Source organism: Streptomyces sp. B21-105 (assembly GCF_036898465.1).
Taxonomy (GTDB): Bacteria; Actinomycetota; Actinomycetes; order Streptomycetales; family Streptomycetaceae; genus Streptomyces.
The window spans coordinates 7,288,394-7,301,975 of the sequence record NZ_JARUMJ010000001.1 but is presented as its reverse complement, the minus strand read 5'-3'; the positions used below and the strand labels follow the sequence as shown (position 1 = coordinate 7,301,975).

Sequence of the window (13,582 nt, the reverse complement as noted above, 5' to 3'; positions counted from 1 at the left end):
CACGATCCACCGTTCCCAGGATCCACCGTTTCCATGACGCGACTGTGCCCGGCATCTGAACGGATGCCGGGCACAGGGGGGTCGTACGGCGGACGAGGGCCGGACGCAGGAAGTACAGCGGACGAGGGCCGGACCCAGGAAGTACAGCGGACGAGGGCCGGCCTCAGACCGTACGGCGGACGAGCACGGCTAGCCTCGGCCGGCCGCCTTCTGGCTCTTGCGGGACACCGAGTCGATGACGACGGCGCCCAGCAGCACACCACCGGTGATCATGTACTGGATCGAGGTGTTCATGTTCAGCAGGTCGAGACCGGTCTGGATGGACTGGATGACCAGCATGCCCAGCAGAGCGGACCAGACGGTGCCGCGGCCGCCGAAGAGGCTGGTGCCGCCGATGACGGCCGCCGCGATGGCGAGCATCAGGGTGTTGCCACCACCGGCGTTGAGCGTCGCGGACGCCGTCACGCCGGCGAAGAACATGCCGCCGACCGCCGCGAAGCCGCCGGAGATGGCGAACACGGTGATCCGGACCATCGGCACGTTGATGCCGGCCCGGCGGGCGGCCTCGATGCCGCCGCCGACCGCGAACACCTTGCGGCCGTAAGTGGTGCGACGCAGCACGAAGTCCACGATCACCAGCGTGGCCAGGAAGATCACCAGTGCATTGGAGACCCCCTCGGCGTTGTTCAGCACGGCCGCGGTCACGAAGGACGCGACCGCCAGAGCCCCCACACGCAGCAGGATCTCGCCGGTGGCACGGTGCGGTACGCCCGCGGCCCGGCGGCGACGCTGCTCACCGAAATTACCGACCAGGGACAGCACGACGGCGAGACCAGCCAGCAGGTAGGCGCCGATGATGGCCTGGTCCATGAAGAAGGAGCTCTTGCCCAGCAGGTGCACGGGACCGCTGTCCGACGGGATGTTGATGGTGCCGCTGGAGCCCAGCAGCCACAGCATCAGGCCGTTCCAGCCGAGGAAGCCGGCCAGAGTGACGACGAACGCCGGTACGCCGATCTTCGCGAAGAACCAGCCGTGCAGTGCTCCGATGGCGATGCCGGTCAGGATCGTCAGGGCCAGCGAGAGCCAGGGGTTCATGCTGTGGTTCACCACGAACACCGCGAACACCGTGGACGCCAGGCCGCTGACGGAGCCGACGGACAGGTCGATCTCGCCGAGCAGCAGCACGAACACCAGGCCGATGGCGAGCATGCCCGTGGCCGACATGAAGTAGCTGATGTCGGAGAGGTTGCCGGCGCTCAGGAAGCGGTCGTTCTTCAGCTGGAAGATCGTCCAGATCACGATCAGGCCGAGAACGACCGGGATCTGGCCGAGCTCGCCGCCCTTGACCTTGCGCTTGAACTCGGTGAGGTAGCCCTTGAGGCCTTCCTCGCGGACCAGCAGCCGCGGGTCGACGACGGAGACGGGCGCGGCCGTCGGGTCGTCGGCGGGCGCGACGGTCGTCTGGTCCTCGACGACGCCCTGGGTCTTCTCGAGCTTGGTGCCCGTGTCGGCCTTCCCGGGCTGTGTGGAGTCGCTCTTCACGGTCTTCGACGTGTCGCTCACTTGGCCGCCTCCGCGGTGCGACGCCCCGCACGACGGGTCACGGCGTTGTCCGTGGCACCGGTGATCGCGGCGATGATCTCTTCGTGGCTGGTGTCCTTCACGGGGAAGGAGCCGTTGTTCTTGCCCAGGCGCAGGACGGCGACGGTGTCCGCGACCGCCTTGACGTCGGCCATGTTGTGGCTGATGAGGATGACGCCGAGGTCACGCTCGCGCAGCCGCTCGACCAGGTCGAGGACCTGCGCCGTCTGCTCGACGCCGAGCGCCGCGGTGGGCTCGTCGAGGATGACGACCTTCGGGTCGCCGATCAGCGCACGGGCGATCGCGACGACCTGCCGCTGACCGCCCGAGAGGCTCGCGATCGGGATACGGACGCTCGGGATGCGGATGGAGAGCGTGGAGAGCAGCTCGCGGGCGTTCTTCTCCATCGACACCTCGTCGATGACGCCGCGGCGCAGCAGCTCCCGTCCGAGGTACAGGTTGCCGACGACGTCGAGGTTGTCGCACAGCGCGAGGTCCTGGTAGACCGTCGCGACGCCGAGTCCCTGGGCGTCGTGCGGCTTGTCGATGCTGACCGGCCGGCCTTCCCACTCGATGACGCCCTCATCGATGGGGTGGACACCCGCGATCGTCTTGACCAGGGTGGACTTTCCTGCGCCGTTGTCGCCCACCAGGGCGACCACTTCTCCGGCGTGGACCTCCAGCTCGACGTCGGTGAGTGCCTGCACCGCACCGAATCGCTTGGAGACTCCGCGCAACGCCAGCACGGGCGTAGCGGACACGTGAACCATCTCCTTCGCCGCCTGACCGGCGGGGATGCCGCGCGCAAAGACAGGCGCGGAGGGATGTGGGCGACGGCGCGGGGGCCGCGGCGTCGACGCACGAGGTTTACAAGATGAACATGCGTGAATCCGCTGCGCTTGGCAACGGTTCCATCGCTTGGCAACGGTTCCATCGCTCGGCAACGGTTTTCCGTCCGACGCCCGCCCCGGCAGCGGGGTGTGAAGGTGGGGCGGGCGTCGGACAGGTTTCACGGGACCGCGGGGCGGTCGGCGGTCCCGAGGGCCGGTATCGGGGCGCGGCGCGGTGTGCGGCGCGGGCTCGAGCCGGCCCTCGGGGCCGGGAGCCGTTACTGGACCGTTTACTGGAGACCGGCGGCCTTGCAGGCGGCGGCGTACTCGGCGGTGCAGATGTCGGCAACGGTGTAGAGGCCGTCCTTGACGACCGTGTCCTTGATGTTGGCCTTGGTGACCGACACCGGGGTCAGCAGCTGCGAGGGGACCTTGTCGCCGGAGCCGCTGGTGAGCGTCTCGGAGGCGGCGCCCTTGATGTCCTTGCCGTTGAGCAGGTCGACCGCGATCTGGGCGGCGGCCTCGGCCTCCGGCTTGAAGGCCTTGTAGACGGTGGAGGACTGGGTGCCGGCGACGATGCGCTGGATGCCCGCGAGCTCCGCGTCCTGCCCGGTCAGCGGGATGCCGCTGATCTTCGCGCCCTTGAGGGTGTTGGCGATGCCACCGGCCATGCCGTCGTTGGCCGCGTAGACGCCCGCGATGTTCTTGGCGCCCAGCTGGGTGATGGCCGCGGACATCTTCTGGGCGGCGACGGTGTCCTTCCACAGGCCGGACTGCTCGTAGGCGATGTCGACCTTGCCGTCCAGGACCTTGTGCGCTCCCTGCTTGAACTGGCCGGCGTTCGGGTCGGCGTCGTCACCGTTGATCATGACGACCTTGGAGGTGGGGGTCGCCTTCGCGCCGAGGGCGTCGAGCAGGGCCTGGCCCTGGAGCTCGCCGACCTTGACGTTGTCGAACGAGACGTACGCGCTGACCGGGCCCTGGGCGAGACGGTCGTACGCGACGACCTTGACGCCCTTGTCGACCGCGGACTGGATCGAGGACTTGATCGCGGCGGAGTCCTGGGCGGAGATCACGATGACCTTCACGCCCTTGGTGACCATGCTGCTGACCTGCTGCGCCTGCTTGGCCGGGTCGGCCGCGGCGTTCGCGTACTCGAGCTTGCAGTCGGAGCAGAGCGCCTTGACCTTGGCGTCGAAGTACGGCTTGTCGAACTTCTCGTACCGCGCGGTGACGCTGTCGGGAAGCAGCAGGCCGATGGACTTGTCGCCCGAGCTGCTGCTGCCGGAGTCGCTGTCCTTGTCGTCGCCCGCCTTGCCGCACGCGGCAATCGACAGCGCCATGGACACGGCGGTGGCGCCGATCACGACTCTACGCATCGTTGCGTTCATTGGGGTGTGCCTCCCTGACAGGGCCGCAGCGCTGCGGCCGAGGTGGCTCGAAGTCAACTCGGCCGCAAGTTCGGCGTCAAGAAGTAAATACTTAACGAGATGGCAACGGCGTCTTGCGTTCTCTAAGTGAAGGCAGGGGTCGCTGCAGTCAGCGTACCGTCCAAAAGGGTCGAATCGCCCATCTCGCTCAGGGCGAGAGCGAGCGCTCCGAGCACCTCGGCACGGCCCCCAAGTGCCCCCGGGAGAACGGAGAGTTGACGCGCCGCACTCGGGATCGCATAGCGGCCGACGGACTCCCTTATCGGACCGAGCACCAGCTCTCCCGCCTCGGCGAGATCACCGCCCAGGACCACCCGGCTCGGGTTCAGCAGATTGCAGAGATTGGCCACTCCACTGCCGACGTGTCGGCCGACGTCGGCGATCACCCGACGGCAGCCCGGATCCCCGTCCCTGGCCAGCCGCACCACGCCTTCCATCGTCAGATCCGTGCCGTGACTGGACTGGAGGAGCGGGAGCACATAGCGCGCGGCCGCGAAGGTCTCCAGGCAGCCCCGGTTTCCGCAGCGGCAGACCGGGCCGGACTCGTCAAGTGTAATATGTCCGATTTCTCCAGCGGTTCCGCCGGGCCCTCGATAGATCTTCCCCTCGATCACCAGACCGGCTCCGACACCGCTCGCGACCTTGATGTAGGCGAGGTCGCGCACGCCCCGGCCGCTGCCCCAGACCATCTCGCCGAGGGCCCCGAGGTTGGCGTCGTTGTCCACGTGCACGGGCACGCCGAGCCGGCCTCTCATCTCCTGTGCGGGCCTGGTGCCGATCCAGCCGGGCAGGATGGCGGACGAGCCGAGCGTGCCGGACTCCAGATCGATCGGCCCGGGCACGCCAAGGCCGACTCCCGCGATCTTCGCGCGGTCCACCCCGGTGGCCTCGATCAAACGGCTTACCAGCTGCTCCGCCCGGTCGAAGCCCTGCGTCGACGAGGCGTCCACGTCCAGCGGCTCGGACTCCTCCGCGAGGACCTGATGGGCCAGGTTGCCCACGGCCACCCGCAGGTGCGTGTGCCCGAAATCGACTCCTATGACGATGCCGGCGTCGCCGCTCAGACTGACGCTGCGGGCCCTTCGTCCACCGGCCGAGGTGGGCGTCACCTCCACGGTGCCGCCGTCCTTCAACTCGCGCACGATGTTGGAGACGGTCGCGGCGGACAGGCCGGTCGCCCGGGCGATCTCCGCCTGTGTGAGGGATCCGGCCAGACGCACTGCGCGTACGACCCGCTCCAGGTTGGCTCGGTGCAGCGACGACTGCGACCCCGGAGTCTCCACGACGACCTCCTGCGCGCGGGGTCGCATCGATGAGAACCCCGTCTATGTCCAACTAGTGAACTCTAAGCTGAGCCGTTCGCGTTGCCTCCCGTCAAGAGGTTGAACAGTATCCGCCCGGTTGCAGAGAGACACGGAGTGTGGCGAAACGATCGGTAACGGACGGTACGGAGGTGGGCGCGGGGGGTTGCGCAGGGGGGTTCGCGGGGGTGCGGGGAGCACGGGGGGGTGCACAGGGGTGTGAGGGTGCGCAGGGGTGTGGGGGTGCGCAGGGGTGTGGGGGTGCGCAGGGGTGTGGGGGTGCGCAGGGAAATGGGAAGCGCGAGGGTGCGGGGAGTGCGGGGGAGGTTGCGCCGGGGCCCGGAGGTTACGCAAGGGTCGCGGCGTTGCGCCGCCCCGCCCCGCCCCGCCCCGCCCCGCCCCGGCGGACACTCCCCCTACTTCAGGGCGCCCGCCGTCAAGCCCTGCACCACCTGGCGCTGGAAGACGATGTAGGCGGCCAGCACCGGCAGCATGGCCATCACCAGGCCCGCGAAGAGGCCGGACCAGTCACCCTTGTATCCCTTGGCTGACGGCCAGTTGGACCAGGCCCTGGGTGAGGACGCGCCGGTCGGGGTCCGCGTTCAGAACCGTCGGCAGCATGTACTGGTTCCACTGGTCCAGGAAGTTGAGGATGCCGACGCTGATCAGGCCGGGCTTGGCCATCGGCAGCATGATCTGGAGGAAGGTACGGCTGTGCGAGGCGCCGTCCACGAAGGCCGCTTCCGCGACCGACGAGGGCAGCGTGCGGAAGAAGGCCGTCAGGAAGAACACCATGAACGGCAGCGAGTACGCGATGTAGACGAGGATCAGGCTGTGGATGGTGTTCAGCAGCCCCACATTGTTCACGACGTAGAACAGCGGCACCAGCGCCAGCATGATGGGGAAGCTCATGCCTCCGACGAACAGAAAGTAGATGAAACGGTTGCCGGGGAAATCGAAGCGGGCCAGCACGTAGGCCGCCATGGAGCCGAGCGCCAGCGTGCCGACGAGCGAACCGCCCACCACCAGGACGGTATTGAAGAAGTAGGCGCCCATGTCGGCCTCGGTCCAGGCCCGCGACCAGTTGTCGAAGTGCAGCCTGTCCGGCAGCGACCAGGGCGAACCGAAGATGGAGCTGTCGTCTTTGAAGGAGGTCATCATCGCCCAGAGCAACGGCAGCACCACCATGACCGCCCAGATGACCAGAACGCCATGAGAAAAGACGTTGAGGACTTTTCCTTCCGGTTTCTCCCTTCCGGGCGCTCTCCCGGACGGCACGTCGACCTTGGTGACGACGGCAGCCCTGGTGGTGACTTCGGACGAGCAGGCCACCGCGAGGACATACCCCAGGCCGCGTTTCTCCAGGGCGGACCGCAGCTTCGGGTTGCCCCCGTAGACCTCGTCGGCGGCGACCCAGGCGACGCGGTGTCCTGCGTCCAAGAACCGTTCGATCATCGTGCGGGCCAGCTCCGGCTTGGTCGCGAAGACGATGTCCTCGCCGAGCCCCGCCGCCTTGCACCGGTCCTGGTCACAGGTCCAGGAACGGGGCACGTACCGTTCCGGTCCACCGCCGCATGGCCTCGGGCACCTGCATAGACGAGGTAGACGGCAACCTGGGACCCTTCTTCACATCGCCGGTTTCGTCCACGACCAGCACCGCTTCCTGGTCGTGCAGGTACTCGACGACGTACTCGCAGACGTCATCACGGACGGCGTCGGCATCCCAGGAGGCCCGACACAGCAGATGCTGCATGCCGCGCGGACTCGCTTCCCCGGCCCACTCCGCGATCGTCCAGCAGTTCTTGCGCGGCAGGTCCGACAGCAGACCCAGCACCGACCGCCCGGCCCGGCACCGTGGCGCAACCCGGGCGAATCGTCCCGCGATGCGGCCCCATGGCAACCTCGAACGCCTCCCGCCGACGAGCGGGATCAGCCCCCATCAGTAGGCCTGAGCACCCGAGTTGCCAAGCCCGAGCCCGCACTTCGTCTTCCGCTCGGGCGAACGTCACGGCTGTGAACCCTGACGGTGCATGGGTGGCCGATCGAGTATCTCGATGTACATGATCCGGCCGTCCACGACGTCCAGGTTCAGCATGCCTTTCGAGGGAAAGAGAGGCACGCACTCCAGGACCAGGCCGGTCAGGTTGCGCCCACCGGCCCGAGAGGCCGGTGTCCCCGTGCGAGTCTCGGCAGCCTGGAGCCAGGCGGCCTCCCGGGCCGTGGCCCGGGCTGCCCGCAACGCGGCCAGTGCCGCCTGGTCGATGCCGGCGAGCAGGCGTCAGGCAGTCGGGGTGGAGGCGACTGGGCCGAACACGTCGGCCTGGTCGCGCAGCAGGGCCAGATCCGCGATCGCCTCGCCGCCGTCGGCGAGCATGACCGCCAGATCAACCGCCACCCGGCCCGGGTCATGTCCGGTGCCGCGCGGCCGCAGTCGACGTAGTGCATCGGTGAAGGCGCCGGTCAGGCCGGTGGCATCGGCGAGATCGGCCAGCAGGCGGGACCCGGCGTGGTTGACCACCCCGTGGCCGTCGGCCGAGACGACGAGCTCGGGGCGCGAGGCGGCAGTGTGCACGCAGAAAGTGCCTTCCTGCTGGGACGACTGAGACCTTCGACAAGCCTCACCTTCCCGGGCCAGAGGGCACTTTCGTGTTTCTGGTCAAGATCCGGACACCGTGGCAAGTGAAACGCGCAGGGTGGGCGTTGCCCCGGTTCCTGCCACCGGACCGAACCGACCGACGGTGTGGGGGACGACCGGGAACCGACCGGCTTGGGGATGGGGGCGGGGTCTGCGGGAATGCCGGGAAGCGGGAGGTGTTGTGGGTCAAGTCTGTTTGTCAGAAGTGGAGTTGCTGTCATGATGTGGTGACCGACAGCGATCGTCCATCGCGCCGGGCGCCGCCCGCGCTCCAGGGAGAGCGGGCGCCACGCGGGCGACGGGCGGCCCATCATGAAGGGGCAGGCGACGATGGACTTCATCAAGCGGTGCACAGGACTGCTGGCGGGCACGGTACTGGGAGCGGGGGCCCTGTTCGCGACAGCGGTTCCCGCACAGGCCTACAGCCCGAACCCGACGTTTCGTGCGTACTACTACGACACCGACTCCTGCCCCTGCAGCGGCGGCAACCTCACGGACCCGTTCGACAACACGTACTTCGCGAAGGACGCCGGCGGCTACGCGGTGAAGATGGAGCTGACCGCATCCGGAGCGTTCGTCGGCAAGGTGGAGTTCCATCCGAACGACGAGAAGCTGTGGGTGTACGACACCGCCAACGACGGCGACACGTACTACGTCCGCGTCACCTACACCTCCGGCGGCACTACGCACACGCTGGGCACCTTCAGTCCGCCCGGGACCTCTGCGGTGATGGACTACGAAGTGGAGGACTTCGATCTGCCCGAAGGCGCTTACGTCGACATTTCGGTATACGACGACGCCGGCCTCACGGACCTCATCGGCGCCGCCCGCGGCACGGGAGCAGCCATCGCCTAGAACTCGCGCGAGGGCTCCTTAAACGAGTTTTCCGGAACCGTTTCGGGGCTGATTCCGGGGCCGATCCCGGGCGAGTCCGCGCAAGACGGAGGGACCATGCCGATCACCGTGCCCGTTCTCCCCGCCGGGGTCGACCCCGCTTGGTTGCCACCGGAGGCGCTGCGCCCGTTGGGGAGCCGTCGCACGCTGGTGGACGGCTCGGGACCGCTGGTGGAGACGGTCCACGGGGAAGTGGCCCAGGGATGCGCCCGTTTCGGCGGAGCGGTCGTCCGCGACAGTCACACACGTGGCCCACGGGGCGTTCCGGGCGTCTCCTACGCCTCGGAGGCCTCCGAGACCTCATACGATCTTGTGCTGCGTGTGGTCCGCGACGGGAACGCCCACCGGCCCCGGCACGCGGACCTCGGTCCCCTCCGGGACCTGGGCGAGGAGGGATTCGTCCACGAGCGGGCCGGCGGCACGACCACGATCACGGCGTCCGGCCAACGGGGCCTGCTGTACGGGCTGTTCCACGTCGTGCGGCTCGGTGAGGACGCCTTCCGGGGTGACCGCACGCCCGAGGCGCACCGCCCCGCGACGGAACTGCGGATGCTGGACCACTGGGACAACGTGGCCGTGCACCCCGTCATGGGCCAGGTCGAGCGCGGATATGCGGGCGGCTCGCTGTTCTGGCGGAACGGGCGGCCCGTGGCGGATCTGGAGCGGGTCCGGGGGTACGGCAGGCTGCTCGCCGCCTGCGGGATCAACGCCGTGTCGGTCAACAATGTCAACGTGCACGAGGCCGAGGCGCACCTGCTCACCGACCGCGTCGGCGACGTCGCGCGCATCGCCGACGTGTTGCGCCCCTACGGCATCCGGACTCATCTGTCGGTGAACTTCGCCTCACCGGTCCTGCTCGGTGGGCAGGACTGCGCCGATCCGCTGGACACGGCGGTGCGCGCGTGGTGGGCGGGGGCGGCGCGGGGGGTGTACGCGGCCGTCCCGGACTTCGGCGGGTTCGTGGTGAAGGCCGACTCCGAGGGGCAGCCGGGCCCCTTCACCTACGGCCGCTCTCACGCGGACGGCGCGAACATGCTGGCCGCGGCGCTCGCGCCGCACGGCGGCACCGTCCACTGGCGGGCCTTCGTCTACGACCACCGGCAGGACTGGCGGGACCGTTCCTCGGACCGGGCGTGTGCCGCGTACGACCATTTCGCCCCGCTGGACGGGGAGTTCGCGGACAACGCCGTGCTCCAGGTGAAGCACGGGCCGATGGACTTCCAGGTGCGTGAGCCGGTCTCGCCCGTGCTCGGAGCGCTGCCCCGCACGCGGGTCGCCGTCGAGGTTCAGGCCACCCAGGAGTACACCGGACAGCAGCAGCACGTGTGCTGGCTCGGGCCGATGTGGAGCGAGGTGCTGCGGTTCCGTCCTGAGGGCGAACGCGGCGCGGCTGTGGGCGAGTCGGCGCGGGGTGGCATGGTGGCCGTGTCCAATGTGGGGGACGATCTGTTCTGGACCGGTCATCCGCTGGCGCAGGCGAACCTCTACACCTTCGGCCGGCTGGCCTGGCAGCCGGACGCCGACCCCCGTCGGATCCTGGACGAGTGGATCGCGCTGACCTTCCCGTCCGCCGCCGAGCGCCTGGCGAACGGGCTGCGCACGGTGCTGCAACACTCGTGGCGGACGTACGAGAAGTACACCGCGCCGCTGGGTGTGGGCTTCATGGTGCAGCCGGGGCACCACTACGGGCCGGGCATCGACGGCTACGAGTACAGCCCGTGGGGGACGTACCACTTCGCGGACCGGGACGGGATCGGCGTCGACCGGAGCGCCGCCACCGGCACCGGGTACGCGGCGCAGTACGCCGAGCCGTGGGCCGCACTGTACGAGTCGCGCGACTCCTGCCCGGACGAGTTGTTGCTGTTCTTCCACCATGTGCCGTACGGGCATGTGCTGAACAGCGGGAAGACGGTTGTGCAACACATCTACGACACGCATTTCGAGGGCGTGGAGGAGGCCGAGGAGGCCCGCCGGGTGTGGGCGGGCCTCGCGGGCCTGGTCGAACCGGCGCGCCATGCGCGGGTGGCGGAGCGGTACGAGGAGCAGGTGCGCTGCGCACGGGAGTGGCGCGACCAGGTGAACAGCTACTTCCTGCGGAAGTCCGGGGTCCCCGACGAGCGGGGCCGCGCGATCTACTGAAGCCGCAGTACGGCGACGCCCCGTGAGTCCAGCACGATCTCCGCGCCCTGATCGTGCCGCTTGCCGGTGAGGAGGTCGGTGGCCGCGGCGTGAGCGGTCAGTCGGATCGGCTCGGCGCCGTGATTGAGCAGGAAGACGAGGCGAGCGCCGTCCGGGGTGACCCGGTGGGCGGTCTCCACGCTGCGATGGCCGGCGTAGGGGCCGATCAGATCGTGGCGGGCGAGAACGCTCCGGACGACGTGGTCGACGCCGGGCTGGTCGAGGGCCGTCGCCACGTACCAGGCGTGACCGGCACCGAAACCGTTGCGGGTCACGGCGGGGGTACCGGCGTAGAAGTCGGTCTCGTAACGGGCCACCGCCTCGGCGCCGCGCAACCGGACGATCTCGAAAACCAGGCGGGCCTGTGCGGTGAACGCGGTGAACCGCACCGGGTTCTCGACGTCCTCGGGCCGTGCGTCCCACTCGTCGACGCGGATGCCCAGGAGCGGGGCCAGCGGGCCGGGGACGTCGGTGAAGAAGGCCCGGTCGTGTACATCGCCGCGGGCGGTGAGAAAGGTGGCGAGCACGGTGCCGCCGCGCCGGGCCACCTCCTCCAGGCGGGGTGCCAGGTCCGCCTCGACGAGGTGCAGCACCGGAGCGAGGACGACGTCGTAGGGCGTGAGGTCGGCGGTCACAGGTATGACGTCCACGTCGGCGCCGGCTTCGCGAGCCGCCTGGTAGTAAGCGTGTACGACGTCTGTGTAGCGCACCAGTCGGGAGGGGCCGTCGGAGATCTCCAGGGCCCACCAGCTGTCCCAGTCGAAAAGAAGGGCGGTGCGGGCGGGGGTCCGGGCGCCGAGCGTGACGGGACCGAGTGCCCTTAACTCCGCTCCGAGCGAGGCCACTTCACGAAACACCCGGGTGTCGTCGTGGCCCGCGTGGCCGATGACCGCGCCGTGGTACTTCTCGCACGCGCCACGTGCGGCGCGCATCTGGAAGTAGAGGACGGCGTCCGCGCCGTGGGCGATGGCCTGCCAGGTGGCGAGGCGGAGTTCGCCGGGGCGACGCAGGGGGTTGACGTCGCGGCAGGCCGTGGTCGACGGGGTCTGTTCCATCAGCCAGAAGGGAGCGCCGTCCTTGAGACCGCGCATCAGGTCGTGGCCCAGTGCCGGACGGGTCGGCGGCGCGTCCAGCGGCGGATAGTTGTCCCAGGAGGCGAAGTCCAGGTGGGGCGCCCAGAGGTGGTAGTCGAGAGCGCGGTAGGCGCCCATGAGGTTGGTGGTGACAGGCGTGTCGGGGTCGTGGGCGCGGATGGCCTCCTTCTCCGCGCTGAAGCAGCCGAGCAGGGCGTCGGTCATGAAGCGCTGGTAGTCGAGGGTGATGCCCTGGAAGGCGGTGTGGTCGGGGCCGCGCCAGTGCTCGGTGAGCGCGCTCGGGGGCTCGATCTCGTCCCAGTCGGTGTATCGATGGGACCAGAACGCGGTCCACCAGGCGTCGTTGAGGCCGTCGAGTGTGCCGTGCCGGGCGCGCAGCCAGGCACGGAACGCCTCGGCGCAGCGCTCGCAGTAGCAAGCGCCTCCGTACTCGTTGTTGATGTGCCAGGCGAGCAGGGCCGGGTGTGCGGCATACCGTTGGGCGAGGCGGCCGGCCAGCGCCGAGGACAGCCTTCGGTACGTGGTCGAGCTGGGGCAGAAGTTGTGCCGCTGGCCGTAGCGGTGCCGGCGGCCTTCGAAGTCGGTTCGGTTCACCTCCGGGTACTTCTTCGCAAGCCAGGGCGGGAGAGCGGCCGTCCCGGTGGCCAGGCAGACCTGGCGGCCCTCGGCGGCCGCGCGGTCGAGGGCACGGTCCAGGATCGTGAAGTCGTAATCGTTTTCGGCGGTTTGTGTCAGCGACCAGCTGAACACCCCGACGGTGAGGGTGTCGATGCCGGCCAGTGTGAACAGGCGGTGGTCCTCGTCGTGGATCTCCTTCGGCCACTGCTCGGGGTTGTAGTCTCCGCCGTACGGGATCCTGGCGGTACGCGGGAGTCGGCCGTCGTCGCCGGCGCGGGGGGCGGTCATACGGTGAAGTCCTCCTGGGTCTCGACGATCACCGGGCGGCTGGACCGCAGCAGGGAGAGCAGCAGCGGGGCGGCCAGCAGCGCGGGCAGGGCCTCCGTGAAGAGCACGGTCAGGCCGCCCGACAGGACGAGCAGGGAGGCCGCGGCCGCTGTGACGCTCCCCCGCCGCAGCAGGAAGTACGCGGCGAGGCGGGCGGTGTCACGGGCCCGGAACGTGAACAACGAGGTGAGAACGAGCGCGTGGGCCCACCACAGGAGCGAGGCCACGCCGACGGCCCCGAGCAGTACCGCCCACCAACCGGGCAGTCCGGTGGCGGTGAAATGCGTGAGCGTGAAGACGATCACCGTGAGCCAGGCGAGCAGGGGTGCCTCGAGCCGCAGCGCGGGCAGCGCGTTGAGGCGCCAACCCCGCAGGTAGGCGCGGGCCGGGTGGAGGTCGGTGAGGTCGCTGCTTCGGTGGTGCAGGGCATAGAGCGCTGCCGAGACGGCCGGGCCGAGGGGCAGCAGGCAGATCGCGGCGAGAGGCAGGTTCGCCGGGTCGGGCCCGAGGAGCAGCAGACCGACGAACCCGGGGGCGGCTGCCGCGAGGAACCAGGCCTCGACAACGAGGAGGGTGTGCAGCAGGGCGGCCGCGCGGGAGAGGGGACCGGTGCCGAAGCTCGCGGTGCTCACCGTATGCACGGGGCTCATGGCTGTCGTGATGCTCTCGGGTGTTGTGGGGCTCACGGGTGTTG

At 69.2% G+C, this 13,582-nt stretch carries 9 protein-coding genes and 2 pseudogenes; 2 read left to right on the top strand and 9 right to left on the bottom strand.

Annotated elements, in window-relative coordinates; genetic code table 11:
• Positions 1-189: 189 nt before the first annotated feature.
• From QA802_RS32770 to QA802_RS32740, 7 genes and pseudogenes are all read right to left on the bottom strand, one after another.
• Positions 190-1,563 (bottom strand): sugar ABC transporter permease, encoded by a 1,374-nt coding sequence (locus tag QA802_RS32770; protein ID WP_334530337.1) that lies wholly within the window; start codon positions 1,561-1,563, stop codon positions 190-192.
• Positions 1,560-2,351: an ATP-binding cassette domain-containing protein gene (locus QA802_RS32765; protein ID WP_334530334.1), complete on the bottom strand. Its 792-nt coding sequence runs from the start codon at positions 2,349-2,351 to the stop codon at positions 1,560-1,562. Before QA802_RS32765 ends, QA802_RS32770 begins: the two co-directional genes overlap by 4 nt.
• A 350-nt stretch (positions 2,352-2,701) precedes the next feature.
• Positions 2,702-3,802 carry a sugar ABC transporter substrate-binding protein gene (locus QA802_RS32760; protein ID WP_416070921.1) on the bottom strand — a complete coding sequence of 367 codons (1,101 nt, stop codon included), beginning with the start codon at positions 3,800-3,802 and terminating at the stop codon, positions 2,702-2,704.
• A gap of 122 nt (positions 3,803-3,924) precedes the next feature.
• A complete protein-coding gene (locus QA802_RS32755; protein WP_307046704.1) occupies positions 3,925-5,124 on the bottom strand; it encodes an ROK family transcriptional regulator in 1,200 nt (399 codons plus the stop codon).
• A gap of 434 nt (positions 5,125-5,558) precedes the next feature.
• Positions 5,559-6,693, bottom strand: a pseudogene (locus tag QA802_RS32750) (carbohydrate ABC transporter permease).
• Positions 6,671-6,976: a transposase gene (locus QA802_RS41730; RefSeq protein ID WP_443042208.1), complete on the bottom strand. Its 306-nt coding sequence runs from the start codon at positions 6,974-6,976 to the stop codon at positions 6,671-6,673. The pseudogene QA802_RS32750 and the gene QA802_RS41730 overlap by 23 nt, the downstream one beginning before the upstream one ends.
• Before the next feature lie 288 nt (positions 6,977-7,264).
• Positions 7,265-7,714 (bottom strand): annotated as a pseudogene (locus tag QA802_RS32740) (transposase); the annotation flags it as partial.
• A gap of 375 nt (positions 7,715-8,089) precedes the next feature.
• Here QA802_RS32740 and QA802_RS32735 point away from each other — a divergent pair.
• Positions 8,090-8,632, top strand: a complete 543-nt coding sequence (locus QA802_RS32735) for a hypothetical protein (protein ID WP_334530332.1) — start codon at positions 8,090-8,092, stop codon at positions 8,630-8,632.
• 96 nt (positions 8,633-8,728) lie between these two features.
• Complete coding sequence (locus QA802_RS32730; RefSeq protein WP_334530331.1) at positions 8,729-10,810, top strand: alpha-glucuronidase; 2,082 nt, start codon at positions 8,729-8,731, stop codon at positions 10,808-10,810.
• Here QA802_RS32730 and QA802_RS32725 read toward each other — a convergent pair.
• Together QA802_RS32725 and QA802_RS32720 are read right to left on the bottom strand one after the other, a co-directional pair.
• Positions 10,804-12,849 (bottom strand): beta-galactosidase, encoded by a 2,046-nt coding sequence (locus QA802_RS32725; protein ID WP_334530330.1) that lies wholly within the window; start codon positions 12,847-12,849, stop codon positions 10,804-10,806. The genes QA802_RS32730 and QA802_RS32725 overlap by 7 nt on opposite strands.
• On the bottom strand, positions 12,846-13,538 hold the full coding sequence (locus QA802_RS32720) for a hypothetical protein (protein ID WP_334530328.1): 693 nt from the start codon (positions 13,536-13,538) through the stop codon (positions 12,846-12,848). Before QA802_RS32720 ends, QA802_RS32725 begins: the two co-directional genes overlap by 4 nt.
• Positions 13,539-13,582: the final 44 nt, after the last annotated feature.